We start from the raw sequence: 16,447 nt of genomic DNA on the forward strand, positions 1-16,447 counted from the left end.
TATATGTACCGCAAGGGAAAAACAAGCGCTTTTAACCTACTTTTTATAACAATGGCGTTAGCGGCAATTTGGCGCCAGCCAGATAGCAATTTTGCCCTGCTTCTGGCCGAAAGCGGTACAGCTTTGCAGGCCGCCCTTGCTGAGGCGTATCAAAAGCACCTGTTTCTTCCACCAGCTTTTGTTGCAAAACCAAACGCCTGAAATTTTGCTTATGCATCCAACACCCTGCCAAGGCTTCCATGGCCTGCTGAAGCTGCAGCAATGTAAATGTTTCTGGCAACAAATCGAACACAACTGATGTATAACGAATTTTCGCCCGCACGCGTGAAAGGGCTGTCGCCAAAACACGCCGGTAATCTGCCTGCATTTGCAAACCTAGCTGGTTTTGTCCTTTAAAATGTTTGGCTTCGCGCACCAAGCCAGCTTCCCACAAAAGCTCATAACGATCCAAAGCCAGCTCATCGTTCCATGGGTGTGGAGAAAGGCCAAACAGTCTGGCGCATCTTTGCTGTTTAGCAATGCTTTTTCCAACCCAATTTTTCAGTAATCCAATAATATGCTGCAACAGAGCATGAGCCGCTGGATATCTGCGATCTTCCCACGGAAAATAATCATATATGGAACGTTCTGCTATTGTTTGGTCTGCATTAGAACTGATTAATGCCATGTAGGAAATACGTACCAACCGGCTTTTATCGGCCACCTGTGTATCTGCAAATGTATAAAGCTGTTCTGTATGCCCCAATACCACGCCTGTTTGCTGCTCTACCCAGCGGCATAGTTCCTTTTGTAAGGAATGGCCGCCCATGGTTAACGGGCCTGAAGGCAAAGCCTGACCGTTTTCCAGCGTAAGCACGCAGGGCGTATCTTTTCTGATATTCAAAAGAACGGCTACAAGCTCTGCCCTGCAAAACGCTGTCTGTTTCATGAAGCCTCAGTAATGAACCAAAAATAAAATATCATAGGTGAAATCTGCATACTCATTTTTCATATGGGCGTGAAGATTCTACAGCCCAGAACAGATATTCCTGAGAATGTTTCCAATACAATGTTTTCCAAATGAACATGTCTCATGATATTATACAGCTACATCATTCATGCCTGGCATCATCAGGCCTATATTTATGTCCGTTTAAAAAAGACATATAAACTTTTTTGAAAGAAATCAGGATATTTCCGCGCCCATGAATACGCCTACAAAACATGATATCGCAAAAAAGAAAATTGTAGATTCTGCACGCGCGCTTATTGCTGAGCGCGGATTTTCGGCTGTCGGGCTTTCGCAAATTCTGGAAGTTGCGGGCATCCCTAAAGGCTCATTTTACCATTATTTTGCATCTAAAGAGGCATTTGGAGAGGAACTTCTGCGCTCTTATATGCATGATTATTTAATAAATATTCATGCACTCTTTTCCACACCAGATAAAAACGGCGCACAGAAGTTATTTTCTTATCTGGATTTCTGGCGCCGCTCCCATATCAAGGGGCAGGTTGGAGATAAATGCCTCATCGTTAAACTTGCTGCAGAAGTATCTGATATATCAGAACGCATGCGCCGTATTATGGAAACCGGCACTGCTTCTGTTATTTCTCATCTCTCTCAGGTCATTAAAACTGGGCTGCAGGACGGATCTCTACAATCCTCCCTGCCCGCCCACAAACTCGCATCATCGCTCTATCAGCTCTGGCTGGGTGCAACCTTGATGACGAAAATTACGCATTCATCCCATCCTTTGGATGAAGCATGGCAAACTTCGTACACTCTTCTTGGTTGCACAGCAGATCAACTTAATCCAAGCGCACAGAAGGGCGAATAACGGTTTCTACCATATCAGCAAAGATAGACGCCAAACCGCGCACCCAGCCAAACAGCTCTATCTGGTGCTGACGATACAGCATAATATGCCCCATACGTGCAGAAAGCCCGTGCAACATACCACCCCCCATAACCCGGCCACCCGGTAGTGCTGCCCAGCCATTGTAATTACCCAGTGCCACAATAGCGCCTTTGTTATGGAAAATGCAGGAAGGTACTTCCTTACCACTTTCCAGCCATGCAGGCAGATGTTGCGCCAAATGATGCGCCTGCTGACGGGCAACCTGTGCCGTAGCGGGTAGCGGATCATCTACAATATAGGAGCAATCCCCCATTGCAAAAATACGGTCATCATCAACAGAGCACAGATTGGGTTTTACGTTGATCTGGCCAGAGCGGCTTAGAGAAAGACCACCATAGGTTTTTGTTACCGCCGGAGCCTTAACACCAGCAGCCCATACCCGCAGTGTTGCTGGTACGTGTGTGCCATCTTTAAGCGTAAAGCCCGTAGCATCTGCTGCAGCAACGCGGGCAGATGTGCGCACATTTACACCAATCCGCTCCAGTTCCTGTTGCGCGGCCATTGAAACAGATTCCGGAAAAGCAGGCAGGATACGGGCGCCAGACTGCAACAGCGTAATGCTGAGTTTTGGCGGTGCCTTACCGAAAGCATGCAAGCTTACTGGGTCAACAATTTCGAGAGATTTATGAAGTTCAGCTGCAAGCTGGGTGCCTGTGGCACCGCCCCCAACAATAGCAATATCCAGTTCAGAATTATCAGCAAATGACTTCAGAATTTCCATTCTGAACTTTTCATTAAAAGCATTTGCTTCAACAAGGTTATCAATAAACAGACAGTTTTCCAGCACACCGGGCGTGCCAAAATCATTGGCGCGGCTTCCGATAGACAGGACAATGGCATCATATGTCATGGTTCGGCTATCCAGAACCTTGCTGCCATCTGATGCATGTAAGGGGCTTAAAACAACTTCCCGCTTATCTCTATCAATAGAGACAACTTCACCCGGCCAGAATTCAAAATTATGGCTGCTGGCCTGAGCCATAAAACTGATGCGGTCGTTTTCATTCTGCACTGTGCCAGCAGCAAAGCAATGCAGCATGGGCTTCCATACGTGTGAAAAGCTTTTATCAATAAGTGTGATACGTGCTTTTCCGTGCCGGCCAAGTGTTTTACCCAGACGCGTTGCAAGGGCAAGTCCTGCCACTCCGCCACCGACAATAAGAATTTCAGACTTGGACGACATCAGGTTTACATGCCTCTTTCAGGAAGTAAGCGGGAGATAACGTTATGTTTTTGAATGAATATTTTTATTAAAAAGAATTATTTTATTACTACACTATATAATTCTATTTACTTATATTTTTATACTATGCGTATTCTGTGCAAGCGGGCACCTTTACAGGCGCCCGCTAACAGTATGATCAGAACGGTGCGTCGATATCGACCGTGTTGATCAGCTTGTGGTTCACAAACTCTTTGATACCAAGACCAATCAGTTCACGCCCATAACCGGAGTTTTTAATGCCACCGAAGGGCAGATCTGCCTTAGGCACCAGCGGATGGTTGATGAACACCATGCCTGTGCGGATTTTTGCAGCCACACGTGCGCCACGTGCTTCGTCTTTGGTGAAGACAGCACCACCCAGACCATAAGGTGAATCATTGGCGATACGGATTGCATCGTTTTCATCTTTTGCACGATACAACTGCGTTACCGGGCCAAAGAATTCCCAATGGCGGGCTTCGTTGTTGCCATCCAAACCAGTCATCAGCAGCGGACGGAAGAAAGTGCCTTTACCGGGCACTTCTGGCCCAATCACTTCAACCTTTGCACCGTGCTTGATGGCTTCCGTCACCTGGCGGTGCAGATCATCCATAGCGTCTTTGGAGCACACCGGTGCCAGCGTTGTGGAAGGATCCATCGGGTCACCAGCTTTCAGCTCGGAAACACCCTTTTTGTACAGTTCCAGAAAGCGATCATAAACTGCATCAGCAACAATCAGACGCTTTGCAGATACACACACCTGACCAGCATTCCAATGGCGGCCAATAACAGCCCATTTAGCTGCTTTTTCTACGTCAGCATCATCCAGAACAATAAAGGCGTCTGCGCCGCCCAGTTCCATGGTAGCCTTTTTCAGGGCTTTACCTGCAACACCAGCAATAATGGTGCCTGCGCCTTCAGAACCTGTCAGAGCCACACCGCAAACGCGGGGATCGTTCAGGATAACTTCCGTATGGCGACGTGCTGTATAAAGGTTACGGAACAGACCTTTTGGCAGGCCAGCTTCGTTCATCAGCTCTTCACAAGCAGCAGCGCACTGCGGCAGGTTGGAAGCGTGCTTAAGCAGAACAGCGTTACCAGCAGAAAGCTGCGGCGCAATAATGCGGACAACCTGATAGAATGGGAAGTTCCATGGCTCAATTGCCAGCACGATACCAAGAGGTTCGTGCACCAGAACAGCCTTACCTTCTGCCGGATCAGCAACCGGCAGAGATTCCGGCTTCAGAAGTTCTTCTGCATATTTTGCATAGTATTCGAAAATTTCAGCAGAAAGAATAACTTCTGCTTTGGACTCTGCAAACAGCTTGCCCATTTCCAGCGTGCCCAGACGAGCATACTTATCAACATCACGACGCAGAATGGCAGCTGCGGCATTCATAATACGAGCGCGTTCAGCAAAGGAGGTATCACGCCATTTTTCAAAAGCGGCATGAGCTTCGGACAGTGCGGTCTGGACTTCCTGATCTGTAGCTTCAGGAAAATTAGCAAGAACTTCCCCGGTGTAGGGATTGGTTGTCGCGTACGCCATTTTTACCTCGTGAACAGTGAAATGGAAAAAGCAGAACGAGCCCGCAAATGCGGCATGCACCCGGCAGAGCAGAATGCTCCAATGTGTGGCATCGTTTTCCTCATCCAAAAAATAGACCGGTCAACTTTTATCGGGCAGGAAAACTTCTGATGGCAAAAATCCATATACAAACTGGAAATATTCCTACCGAATCTGTATGGCCTGTTCTGGTTATCTGTATATGAATGGATATAGATGAAGTCAATTTATAATTAGACCAGTCGTCTTATAACTCTTATCCTATTTATGGTGGGTTCGTATAAATCCAGCTTAAGCAGGCTCTCTCCCCTGCCCAACTCCATGCCTGTTGGCACACAATAGATACAAAAAAGCTGGAAGGCATATGAGCCTTCCAGCTTAAAGCGTTCGTGCAGAACTCAATGTAGAACAAGAGTATAAAGCGTTAAAACCTTATTTGTTATAACACTCTAACATTCCTATTCAGGAAATAGGTTGCCTGATTTCCTTCTGCCCGCTCCGGCGCAACACCAGAATTGCCAGCAAATACACAACCAGGCCACCTGCTGAAAGAATAGCCCCACCAATGCCTAGCGCAGAATATCCAAACTGATGCGCCAGCAGCATACTGCCCAATGCTGCCCCTAATGCATTAGCAATATTAAATGCAGAGTGGTTGAGGGAAGCCGCCAAAGTTTGGGCATCCCCTGCAAAATCCATCAGACGTGTTTGCAAGGCTGGCCCCAAGCCATTTACAAATGTAGGGATAAGAAAGACAGCAAGCGCCAAAAGCAACGGCTGATGTAACACCGTAGAAAAACCCAACATAACAACAGCACTGCCACCAAGCGCAAGAATTGCAGCCAGATCCAATTTACGATCTACAAGCCACGCACCTGCATTTGCTCCAACCAGCATGCCCATGCCCCAAATAACCATGTAAAGCATGACAGACCATTCCGGCACATGGGTTACATTCTGCAAGATACTGGTAAGATAGGTATAAATGGCAAACATGCCGCCAAAGCCAATAGCGGCTGCCAGCAACGTAAGCAAAACCTGAGTGTTACCCATAGCAGCAACTTCTTTAAGTGGTGAGTTTTTGCGGTTGGGCTGGTCTGCTGGGATATAGCGCCATACCCCCAAAAAGGTAATACAACCAAACAGACCAATAATAAGGTACGCCACACGCCAGCCGAAATGATCCGCTGCAAATGTAGAAAACGGTGCGCCTACCAGAGTAGAAATGGCAATGCCAGACAGAACCCGCCCCACAGCCCACCCACGGCGAGAGCGCTCTACCATTGAAGCCGCAACAAGCGCAGAAATACCAAACAATGCCCCATGCGGCAGGCCGGTAATAAACCGTGCAACTTCAACCAACTCTGGCGTGGGCATGCAAATGCTTAGGAAATTCCCGAAACAAAACAACACCAATAAAGAAAGAAGCAGTTCCCGACGGGAAAGGCGCGCGCCCAGAATGGTAATAAGCGGTGCGCCAATTACCACGCCCAGAGCATATGCCGTAATGGCATATCCTGCATCTGCCGCAGACAGATGTAAGGAACGAGCAAATTCTGGCAGCATGCCCATAATGGCAAATTCACCTGTTCCAACAACAAAAGTGCCGAAAGTAAGAATGAATAAAGCGGCAGCACGCCCATGAGGCGGTTCAATAAACGAGGTCGGTACGGGAGGAGGCTGAGGAGCAGTTGTCATTTAAAAACTCAAAAATAAGAAATTTCAGTTCTTTACGGCCTGTTTCATTGCAACACGGGCAATTGCAATATCATCTTCCGTTTTGGCACCAGAAACACCTATGGCACCTAAAAAAGAGCCATCTGCGGCTTTAATCACCAGCCCACCGCCAAAGCTGGTTAAACCGCCGTTTGTATTCTCCAGCGTATAGGCCTCACCATCCGGGCGGCCTTTTGCGGCAAAGTCCGCACTGTCCATCTGGAACAAAGCTGCTGTGCGCGCCTTTTTTTGGCTCACATCAACCACACCTAAAGGTGCTTCATCCATCCGAGCAAAAACCACTGGCCATGCTGCGGCATCCACAATGGACACACATACGCTTACTTCAAGCCGACGCGCCTCTGCCAAGGCAGCATCTAGCATAGATAAAGTCAAAGAAAGCTTCATAAAACAGAACTCCTGCACGAAGAAAAGCGCGCAGACTACTCATCTCGCTCTTAAATGAAAGAGAAATTATACACAAAACACATTTATTTAACGATAATGAACATATTCTTATTATAAATGAAGCGTGAGGCCCTTATTAATTTTTATCTTTAGCCTCACAAATCTCCAGATAGTCTATTTTTGTTCCCTGCGTGCCAGATCTGCCAAGGCCTGTATCTGGCGCGTGAGAAAAGCGCGTGTTTTCTCGTCTGTCAGTTCCAGCTTATCTGTATCAAATTTATCCGCTGCCTGACCGATCATAACTTCCGGCCTATTCAACACAAGGGCATCCATAAACACCATGCTCTGGCGTATATGATACTGCGCACGGGCGCCACCAATCATGCCCGGTGAGACTGTTTGAAGCGCGACGGGTTTGCGCGCAAACGGTTGCTGCGTGAGGCGAGAAAGCCAATCAAGCGCATTTTTAAGCACACCCGGCACGGAATAATTATATTCTGGCGTTACAATAATAACGCCATCTGCTGCCCTGATCTGCTCCCCCATTGTTAGCACAGAAGCAGGAAAACCCTGCTCCTGCACATCCTGATTATAATGCGGAAAATCAGCGATAGAACCAAGCGCTGAAATAGTTATTCCATCTGGAGCCAATGCAGGTAACGTGCGCGCCACAATACCGTTATAAGATGCCTTACGCAGGCTCCCTAATACAGTTACAAAATGTAGATGTTCTTTTTCCTGTGTCATGCTTCTGTCCTGCCTTGAAGTGTTTATTGAAAAAATAGCCTGTCATGGCTGACATGACGTGCAAGCTGCATGATCGTTGCGATACATGCCACGATATATCAGTCTGAAATGTTGCCAAAACGCCCACTGTTAAAATCTTCAATTGCCTGACGGATTTCCTCCCGCGTGTTCATGACAAAGGGCCCATATCCGGCAATAGGTTCATTCAAAGGCGCACCAGTTAAAATAAGAAAGCTGGAAGCTTTGGTAGCTTGTAATGTTACCTCTGCGCCTTCCTGATCCAACAGCACAAATTGTGCGTTTCCTACTTCCTCTGCGCCATTTACAATCAACTTTCCTTCAAGCGAAACAATAGCGGCATTATGCCCCGCAGGGAGAGAAAGCGTGACGTGCGCGCCCTCTTCCAGCTTTCCATCCCACACGTTAAGTGGAGAGAAAATGCGCGCAGGCCCATGCTCACCTTCATAGTCTCCCGCGATAATCCGCAGGCTGCCCGTATTATCCGGCAATGCAATGGTTGGAATTTCCGCAGCCTGTAGGGTTTGATAGCCTGCTGGCGCACCTTTATCTTGAGCTGGCAAATTGACCCATAACTGCACCATCCGAAAATCTCCCCCAGCTTTTGCATAAGCTGGAGAATGAAATTCCTCGTGCTGGATGCCGTTACCGGCTGTCATCCACTGCACATCACCAGGGCCAATAATGCCACCACCGCCAGATGAATCACGGTGCTCCACTTCACCATCATAAACAATTGTAACGGTTTCAAACCCTTTATGTGGATGCTGGCCTACACCGCGCCGTGTATCTGTTGGCGCAAATTTATGCGGGCCTGCATAGTCTAACAGTAGAAACGGGCTGAGGTGCTCACCAAAATCCGTATAGGAAAACAGAGAGCGTACAGGAAAACCATCACCTACCCAGTGTCCACGCTCATTTCCATAACGACCAAGAATTTTCTTCTGCATGACTTTTGTCCTGTCTGAAGCAAGAGCGCTTTATGCGCCTTTTGTTGACACGAAACATGCGCTCTTCTTATCGTCGCATAAAGATTCCTAAATAAAACATTGCGTTTCATAGGTGGGACGATGAGAGACCTGAATGACTTTGGATATTTTGTACAGGTTGTAAAATATGGTGGATTTTCAGCGGCGGCTCGTGCAACTGGCCTACAAAAATCTCTCCTCAGCCGCCGTATCCGCCTTCTTGAAGAGCGCCTGCATACGCGCCTGATCCAACGCTCCTCACGCCATTTCAGCGTTACGGAAACAGGACACCGATTTTATGAACACTGTATTGCCATGTTGGAAAAAGCAGATACGGCAGAACGATCTGTAGCCCAGCTTCAAACCGAACCCTGTGGGCTTGTGCGCTTAAGCTGCCCTGTAGCTTTGCTGAATTTTCAGTTTGGTGCCTTACTTGCCCGCTTTATCATGCTGTATCCAGCCGTAACGCTACAACTTGAAAGCACCAACCGGCGCGTAGATGTCCTGAAAGAAGGTATGGACCTTGCAATACGCGTGCGGTTTCCGCCCATTGCTTCATCAGATCTTGTTATGCGCACGCTTGATACCAGTACGCAGTGTTTGATTGCAGCACCAACCCTTGTGCCGCACCCACTATCTTCCCCGGCAGATTTAAACGCCTTTCCCAGCTTGGATTTTCATACCACACCGGGTTCACACTCATGGTTACTGGAAAATCAGGAAGGACAAACAGCCACCATTTTTCATGAACCACGATTGGCAACAGACGATATGGCTGTGCTGCGCGAAGCTGCCCTTGTAGGTGCTGGTATTGTGCAAATGCCCACCATGATGGTTTGGCAAGATATTGAGGCAGGTCACCTGATGCGCGTTCTTCCAGACTGGCATCCGCAAGCTGGTATTATTCACGCTGTGTTTCCATCTCGTCGCGGGCTTGTTCCCGCTGTTCGCGCTTTGCTAGATTTTCTGGCGAAAGAATGCCGTGCCCAACGTAACTTGGCCACAGAAATTTTTAAAATACCCTCTGCATAAAAAAGTATATCTACAAAACAGACCTCTCAGTTCTTATAATCTGATTAGCAGAAAACAAAATCATTTTTCAGATGCTCAAAAACGGAAACCTTACTTGCCGGGAACGTTGTATCTAAACGCCCTACACCAATCAGGCAGACACTCAAAAATTCTGTCATTTTTGGTGCGGCTTGTTTCCACAGTCATATGTATGAGGTTTGTTATGGCCGAAAAGAAAAACAAAGACAGCAAAAAACAAGCTCAAGATAAAAAACTTGATGAAGCTTTAGATGAAAGCTTTCCTGCAAGTGACCCACCGTCCAGAAGTGGTTTTACCGGAGATAGAGAACCACCTGAAAAACCCACTAAAAAACCCAAAAAATAAATATGTTTGTTTTTAACGCGCCTTGTAAAATGGCACTCTCTTTAAGTGAAAAATCTTAAAGAGAGTGTTTCCCATCTCCTATCTTTTACCGTTTGCGAACTATTCCTGCCCGACGATTCCGAGTTTTGTAACGCCGAGGCGCTGTGCGTCGGCCATGACATGGATGACGGTTTTGTAGTCTGCCAGACGGTTGGGTTGGAGATGGAATTCTGACTGGCTGGCCATTCCACATCAACGAGCTATCAAAGTCCACAATCAACGTCACCACAGGAGTTTCTTCCGTGCTAGGCGGTGGTGGAGGTAGCGACTGAGGGGGAAGCAGCATGACTTTCCAGATTTTCGAAATGTTCTGAAATATTCTACATTATGATCTCGCTGTTTTTGTGCTGGCTTGGATTATCTGTTTGAACAACCCAAGGTATATCAGTCGTGATTCTAAAATATTAAATGTGAACACATCCCCTTTTTTAGAAATTCAAAGGGGTTTTCACATAATACACCCCACTGCTGAACCCATACGAAAAATAGGACGCATATTTGGCAAAACCTTGCTGAGTATTGGCAATAGAGCTTGGCACGCAAATAGATGAAACCGTATATTGTGGCAGAAGTTGAAGGCACTTCTAACACTTCAGGATACTGTTGCTACTGGCATTGGTTTTACTATTCTGCCTTGGTCTGTTGCCAGCAAAGTGATTGTTCTAGGCAAATCCCGCGTGTATGAACTCTGTTGCTGTTAGAAATATTCTTATTGAATTGGCCAAAAGCATGGTGATGTCGCAAAAGCAGATATTCACATTAAGCTTGCATTGCCTGTCTTTTGCTTTGGCTATAGGCCAACCATGATACACTTAAATCTATTCCTGTCATGGATCGACAGCCAATAAACACGGAACTGCCCGATGCCCTCTTCCTTCTCTTCCATGTTTCATGCAGCGCAGGCACTTGCTGATAACCGCACAACAGCCCGCAAACTGGTAGAAAATGCTTTAGACAACATTGCAGAACCTCATGGAGAAGGAGCGCGCACCTTCGTATCTGTGCATGCTACGGCTGCGCGCAGGCAAGCCGATGCCATAGATAGATTGCGGTGTCAGGGACAAGCGCCATCTCCTTTAGCTGGGCTCCCCATCTCTGTTAAGGATCTCTTTGATGAAGCTGGTTCCATTACCAGAGCTGGCTCCATGGTGTTAGCAGATGCCCCGCCTGCAAGCATGGACGCGCCTGCTATTGAACGCCTGAAGCAAGCAGGACTTATTAGTATTGGCAGAACGACCATGACCGAATTTGCTTTCTCGGGCATTGGCATCAATCCGCATTTTGGCACTCCGGCCAATCCATGGCACAGGCAAGAAAAACACATTCCCGGAGGATCTTCTTCTGGATCTGCCATTTCGGTCTCAGACAACATGGCATTTGTAGGCATTGGCAGCGATACAGGCGGCTCCTGTCGTATTCCAGCAGCACTTACCGGCCTTGTTGGCTTTAAGCCCACTGCACGCCGCATTTCTACCAAAGGTACAGTTCCTCTTTCTTCTACTTTGGATTCCATTGGAAGTATTGGCCGCACCGTAAAGTGCTGTTGGGCTACAGATAGCCTGATGGCAACCGGAACACTTCGTATACAGGATGCTCCAACCGGACGAGAAGGCAGCACACTTCGCCTAGGTATTCTTAGCACTTCTGTTATGGAAGATATGGATGACACAGTTGCCCATACATGGGAAAATTGTTTACGCAGACTTTCCAAAAACGGCGTTATGCTGGAAACATTTACCTGCCCACCCCTTAAAGAAATTCCTCAAGCCAACAGCAAGGGAGGGTTTCCCGCTGCTGAATCTCTTGCTTGGCATCAACCTTTGCTAGAAAGGCACCGTAGCGTTTACGATCCTTTTGTATTGCAACGTATTCTACGAGGTTACGAGCAGAATGCTGTGGATTACATTTCTTTACGGCAAAGCAGAACCAAATTAATCCAACAGGCAGCAGATATCATGAACCATTATGATGCTGTTATTTTGCCAACCGTGCCCATTATCGCTCCCAAAATTAGCGATATGCATGATAACACTCGTTATGTGGCAACCAACCTGCTCTTATTGCGCAATACCACTATCGCCAATTTTCTTGATTTATGCGCCATCAGCTTGCCGTGTCATCAGATGGGTGAAGCACCGGTAGGGCTCATGATTATGGGCCGTCATGCGGAAGATCATATTCTTTTCCGTATCGCTGCACAGATCGAACATATTCTGGCCTCCTAAGAACTACTCATACAATAATTAGGAAGCCAAATGGGCAGACAGTCTGCCTGCTTTTTGTAAAGCAGCTACCGAAGAATTATTCATAAAATTCTGAGAACTGTATCAGGCCGGAGTTCTCGGCCTGATATCGTAAGATTTCTGCACAAGAGCCGCGCGCTCACCAAGCCCATCGGTAACTTTCTAATTCCATGCAACCTTTTGCTGCCAATCAAATTACAACTTCATGACCAAATCCTGTGCTTGCACCTATTATAAGTATTGTTGTCATCACTTTTATCTCTTTGCAATTCAGATATAGATCAGACAACAACCGCTCCTGCAATTACGGTATTGAAGGCCCTATACATGATGAAGGCATTAATACTCTACAATGGCGGCAATGATGAAATATGCTGGCAACCCTTCTGTTCTCTCAATGCACTTCCATGCTGCTGGCCGGAGATGGATTTAGCCTTACACAGAATGGAAACAACAATGCTTATGGGAAGAGTGTACAAAACGTTATCATCCCCGTTAACAAAGTCCATCAGTTCTGTTTCGCGCTAAATGGACAAAGCCTGTTCCTATCCTTCCCCAAAATATACGGCCCTTACAAGAAAAGGTTCTTCCATAATGCCGTGATAATGCTTTGCTGCACATATATCCGCTATTTGCTATAATGTGGTTATGACCCAGAAGAGCCCACGCAAAACCATATCTGACAGGAGAAAGCCTCCCTCTCCACGCCAACAAAATTGGAAAACAATTTTGCCTGTTATGGGAATTATCTTTGCTTTGCTTATCGCAGCAACAGGGCTGCGGGCAGTCCTAACATCACATTCCCATACCCAAATTGGTGGGCCTTATGCCCTGACTGATGAAAACGGGCACGTAGTCTCACAAACTGATTTTCAAGGCCGTTATACGCTCATCTACTTTGGTTACACACATTGCGTAGATGTTTGTCCCCTGACACTTGCAACCGTATCGGCTGCACTGGAGGAGCTCGGGCCGCTCGGGCAGAATATTACACCCGTTTTCATCTCGGTTGACCCCGCACGAGATACACCGGCTGTTGTAAAAGAATATATACAACGTTTTTCACCACGTATTGTGGGTCTAACCGGAACCGAAGCACAACTTCAGCCTATAATGGCTGCATTTCATGTCTCCGCACGGTATCGTACAAGTAATGGGGCGGGCTATCTTATGGATCATAGTTCGCTCTTGTATCTGATGGACGGCCAGAACCACCTGGCTGGCATGATACCGGTAGATTCCAGCGCCCATCACATTGCACTTGAACTTAAACAGCTTTTGCCACCGCCCAAAAACCATCCATCGTAAAAGTTTATCAGCCCTTCATCAAAACCGGATACGCACACCACCAAAATACGCTCTGGGTGAGCCTGCATAAATAGAACCAGTACTATTCATGAGCATACGCGCCGTTGCCTGCTGTCCGTTGCTCTGCAAACTGTCACTGATGTTGGTCGCCCCTGCAATATAAGTTTGGTTTGCAACATTCTGCACTTCGAAATACCAGTGTAACCGATGTGCCCACCCAAGCCGTGTTGGCGGATTATAATGCACTTCCAGATTCAACAATGCGTAACCGGGAGCTTTCAAACGATTGGCATTATCCAGCCAGTAGGAATCCCGCCAAGTCACCTCAGCGTAACCACCAAGCCCTTCCAAGGCACCATCAGGCTGATCGTACAAAAAACGTGCATTAAGAAAATTGGGAATCACGCCCGGAATATAATTTCCTTTACGACTGAAACTGCGTGAGACGGTACTATTTGAAAGAACCTCAGTGTAATTTGTATAAACCTGATTATCATAAGTATAACTAAGCTTTATACGTCCTCCCGGTAGCATTGTAGGAAGCGGCTTCCACTCCACCCCCAAAACAATCCCCCGATGCTGGGATGCTGGCGCATTAAACGTATAGGACCCCACGGTATTCACACCGGCAGACTGGCTAACAAGTTCATTATTATAAAATTCGTAAAAACCCGTTGCCTGAATAGTCATGTTGGAAGATGGATGCCAATCGGCACCAAGATCAATACCAACACTTGTCTGGCTTTTCAGTTGTGTATTGTTACCATATTGCCCCTGCGGCGTAATGAATAGATTTGAAGATGACGGTGTTCCATAGGCAGTGCCAACACGGGTATGAAACGTCCATTTTTTTGATGGTGTGTAAATCAATGCTCCTTCGGGAGCTAAATTGAAGTAGAAGCGATTGGCCGTAATATAGCGCTGATCCCGGCCTGTGGCAGAATAACTGTAAAGCATCTCGGTAGCCCCAATATCCGAGTATGTTCCCCCAAGCCCCACCACTACGTGCCAGTTGGGGGCAAAATGCCAGTCCTCCTGAAACCGCGCACCTAAATTCCACTGGTGCCCATAGGATTCCGAACTCATTGCACCACGAGTGGCCCCACCAAGCGGCATGATATTGTAAGTCTGAGAGCCAAAGTCGAGATAATCAAAACTGATCCCACCAAAAGTTTCCAGTGATTTACCACCAAGACGTGCATGGTTCGTTATATCGCTGCTGGCATTGTAGGAATTGTACGGGCCAACATACGCTACTGGCGATGTCGGCTGATCAATATGGCGTTGATCATAGGTAAACTGGTTACGCCAGATTGTGCGCGCATTGAAATCATGTTCCCAACGCAAGCCAACAACTGTGCGGCGGTCAAAACGGCCCAAACCAGCAGCTTCTGGGCTCATGGCTTCCTTTGTTCCGTAACGACCATTCACCAACAGATTAACGGATGCACATCCTGTTGCTGCATTTACAGCATTATAACATCCCTGCTGGTAGGGATTGGCCCGATACTGGTTAAGCGATAGCCGCACGGGTAAAAAAGCATCCGTAACGTTGTTTACAAATTTCAAGATAAGCCGATCTGATGATGTGAGGTTAACACGCAACCGCACGTTTTCTGTTGAAGTGTTGTAACGGCTATTGGCAATAAACCCATTTCCCCGCACATCACTCCCAAAGATCATGAGATCATAATGTTTATTACCAAGCCCCAACGTTGCGTAATTATTGAACATTCCGAAGCTACCAAAATCCGAACCCACCTCAAGGCCATGAATATCGGCTCCTTTTCGGGTACGAAAATTGATCGCACCGTTAATGGCATAATTGCCGTAGAGAGTTGATGCCGGGCCTTCAAAAACATCCACACCCGCATAAGCATGTGGATCGATGAGATCGGCACGAGCGGTCCCATCAGGCTGTGTCATCGGGAAGCCATCTTCCAGCACCTGTAGGTTTTTTAACCCGTAAGACTGACGGTCTCCCGAACCTCTTACAGAAACCACTGTATCCCGTGGGCCATTCCCTTGCGTGAAGCTCACGCCGGGAATGGTCACAACCATATCCGCAACACTTTGCCCGACCTGATTACCAAAGTTGCCGCGATCAGAATGGTACGTTGTTTGCCCTGCGGGATGCGTTGTTGCGGAAGTGCGGCTATTTCCCTTTACCGTAACCTGTTCAGTTTTTGCCTGCTTCCCCATCGGGGATACGAGCTTACCATGCTGTATTTGAGAACGTGCATGGGCCATCTGAGCTGCGGAAAAAAGAGTGACAGCCACCATCACTCCGGAAAACCGAAGAGGGGTGCCATAAACATGAAACATGATTCTGAACCTGAATAAACAACACGAAAAGCCCGCGTGCCAAAACACGCGAGCAGCCCTGTAATTTCAGGTCAGACGGGAGGTCCTTGCGGACAGAGAGACGTACGTTTTGGCGTAGGCGGCCCACGGATAGGTGCAAACATCCATGTTCGGCACACACATTCAGCAATCAACCCAGCAAAAATACAGAACGCAACACTGAGTAAAAAAAGCTCAAGCACTTCAGAAAGAAGAAAACTATCGTCCTGCGAATCTGTCGTGTGGTGATGCTGTCCATCAGGATCAGAAAGCGGTTTCTGATCATCGCAAAGAATACTCAGTTTTATCAGATCTTTGAGTGGATCTTCAACCAAAGCGACCGGGGAAACAACTCCACCAAATGTCAGCCGCGCGACCAGAGCAAGCAGCACCAGTGGCCAAAAGACCACTGACTGAAGCAAGCTGTGAGAGCGAGTTAACATCCATAATGACTACCGTAGATTACTCTGATTCACCAGATCAGATTTACCAACGCTTTTGTCTCGGTGGTATGAATCCTGGGGCCGTGGGTTCGAATCCCGCCGCGGACACCATTATGTATTATTCTAGTGATTTAGACGCCTGTTGAGGC

General features: G+C 47.3%; 14 protein-coding genes and 2 pseudogenes. 6 read left to right on the top strand and 10 right to left on the bottom strand.

The genetic code is table 11. The features are described from left to right. Window positions 1-43: 43 nt before the first annotated feature. Window positions 44-928, bottom strand: coding sequence for an NrtR DNA-binding winged helix domain-containing protein (locus FKW19_RS13620; protein ID WP_089179400.1), 885 nt, complete (start codon window positions 926-928; stop codon window positions 44-46). A 256-nt stretch (window positions 929-1,184) separates the two neighbouring features. Here FKW19_RS13620 and FKW19_RS13625 point away from each other — a divergent pair, with 256 nt between their 5' ends. Next, the gene (locus FKW19_RS13625) at window positions 1,185-1,817 is read left to right on the top strand and encodes a TetR/AcrR family transcriptional regulator (RefSeq protein ID WP_089179401.1); all 633 of its coding nucleotides are present in this window, start codon (window positions 1,185-1,187) and stop codon (window positions 1,815-1,817) included. On the opposite strand, the gene FKW19_RS13630 is transcribed toward FKW19_RS13625, so the two are convergent. The 6 genes from FKW19_RS13630 to FKW19_RS13660 all read right to left on the bottom strand — a co-directional run bounded on the left by FKW19_RS13630 (window position 1,789) and on the right by FKW19_RS13660 (window position 8,508). Further along, window positions 1,789-3,081, bottom strand: coding sequence for an NAD(P)/FAD-dependent oxidoreductase (locus tag FKW19_RS13630; protein WP_063354477.1), 1,293 nt, complete (start codon window positions 3,079-3,081; stop codon window positions 1,789-1,791). The genes FKW19_RS13625 and FKW19_RS13630 overlap by 29 nt on opposite strands. Before the next feature lie 178 nt (window positions 3,082-3,259). Continuing rightward, window positions 3,260-4,651, bottom strand: a complete 1,392-nt coding sequence (locus tag FKW19_RS13640; protein ID WP_089179402.1) for an NAD-dependent succinate-semialdehyde dehydrogenase — start codon at window positions 4,649-4,651, stop codon at window positions 3,260-3,262. A 480-nt stretch (window positions 4,652-5,131) separates the two neighbouring features. Continuing rightward, complete coding sequence (locus FKW19_RS13645) at window positions 5,132-6,367, bottom strand: MFS transporter (RefSeq protein ID WP_006117526.1); 1,236 nt, start codon at window positions 6,365-6,367, stop codon at window positions 5,132-5,134. Between the two features lie 24 nt (window positions 6,368-6,391). Beyond that, the gene (locus FKW19_RS13650) at window positions 6,392-6,793 is read right to left on the bottom strand and encodes a heme-binding protein (protein ID WP_089179403.1); all 402 of its coding nucleotides are present in this window, start codon (window positions 6,791-6,793) and stop codon (window positions 6,392-6,394) included. Between the two features lie 174 nt (window positions 6,794-6,967). Beyond that, window positions 6,968-7,540, bottom strand: a complete 573-nt coding sequence (locus FKW19_RS13655) for an NADPH-dependent FMN reductase (protein ID WP_089179404.1) — start codon at window positions 7,538-7,540, stop codon at window positions 6,968-6,970. Window positions 7,541-7,638: 98 nt separating this feature from the next. Next, window positions 7,639-8,508 carry a pirin family protein gene (locus FKW19_RS13660; RefSeq protein WP_006117529.1) on the bottom strand — a complete coding sequence of 290 codons (870 nt, stop codon included), beginning with the start codon at window positions 8,506-8,508 and terminating at the stop codon, window positions 7,639-7,641. A 120-nt stretch (window positions 8,509-8,628) separates the two neighbouring features. On the opposite strand from FKW19_RS13660, the gene FKW19_RS13665 reads away from it, so the two are divergent. Together FKW19_RS13665 and FKW19_RS15835 are read left to right on the top strand one after the other, a co-directional pair. Continuing rightward, window positions 8,629-9,558, top strand: a complete 930-nt coding sequence (locus FKW19_RS13665; protein ID WP_089179405.1) for a LysR substrate-binding domain-containing protein — start codon at window positions 8,629-8,631, stop codon at window positions 9,556-9,558. A gap of 202 nt (window positions 9,559-9,760) precedes the next feature. After that, window positions 9,761-9,922, top strand: a complete 162-nt coding sequence (locus tag FKW19_RS15835) for a hypothetical protein (RefSeq protein WP_162269446.1) — start codon at window positions 9,761-9,763, stop codon at window positions 9,920-9,922. Window positions 9,923-10,021: 99 nt separating this feature from the next. Here the strand turns inward: FKW19_RS15835 and FKW19_RS15840 are convergent. Beyond that, window positions 10,022-10,217, bottom strand: a pseudogene (locus FKW19_RS15840) (ExbD/TolR family protein); the annotation flags it as partial. A gap of 291 nt (window positions 10,218-10,508) precedes the next feature. Here FKW19_RS15840 and FKW19_RS15845 point away from each other — a divergent pair. The 3 genes and pseudogenes from FKW19_RS15845 to FKW19_RS13695 all read left to right on the top strand — a co-directional run. Beyond that, window positions 10,509-10,768: pseudogene (locus FKW19_RS15845) on the top strand (hypothetical protein); the annotation flags it as partial. A 56-nt stretch (window positions 10,769-10,824) separates the two neighbouring features. Beyond that, entirely contained in the window at window positions 10,825-12,186 is a 1,362-nt protein-coding gene (locus FKW19_RS13685) for an amidase (protein WP_089179407.1), read from the top strand. A 756-nt stretch (window positions 12,187-12,942) separates the two neighbouring features. Next, the gene (locus FKW19_RS13695) at window positions 12,943-13,512 is read left to right on the top strand and encodes an SCO family protein (protein ID WP_238331211.1); all 570 of its coding nucleotides are present in this window, start codon (window positions 12,943-12,945) and stop codon (window positions 13,510-13,512) included. A gap of 18 nt (window positions 13,513-13,530) precedes the next feature. On the opposite strand, the gene FKW19_RS13700 is transcribed toward FKW19_RS13695, so the two are convergent. Together FKW19_RS13700 and FKW19_RS13705 are read right to left on the bottom strand one after the other, a co-directional pair. Beyond that, a complete protein-coding gene (locus tag FKW19_RS13700; RefSeq protein ID WP_089179408.1) occupies window positions 13,531-15,885 on the bottom strand; it encodes a TonB-dependent receptor domain-containing protein in 2,355 nt (784 codons plus the stop codon). A 23-nt stretch (window positions 15,886-15,908) separates the two neighbouring features. After that, window positions 15,909-16,298, bottom strand: a complete 390-nt coding sequence (locus tag FKW19_RS13705; RefSeq protein WP_089179409.1) for a hypothetical protein — start codon at window positions 16,296-16,298, stop codon at window positions 15,909-15,911. Between the last annotated feature and the right edge of the window lie 149 nt (window positions 16,299-16,447).

Origin of the sequence: Acetobacter sp. DmW_125128, assembly GCF_008704325.1 — a bacterium.
In the GTDB taxonomy this organism is placed as follows: Bacteria; Pseudomonadota; Alphaproteobacteria; order Acetobacterales; family Acetobacteraceae; genus Acetobacter; species Acetobacter oryzifermentans.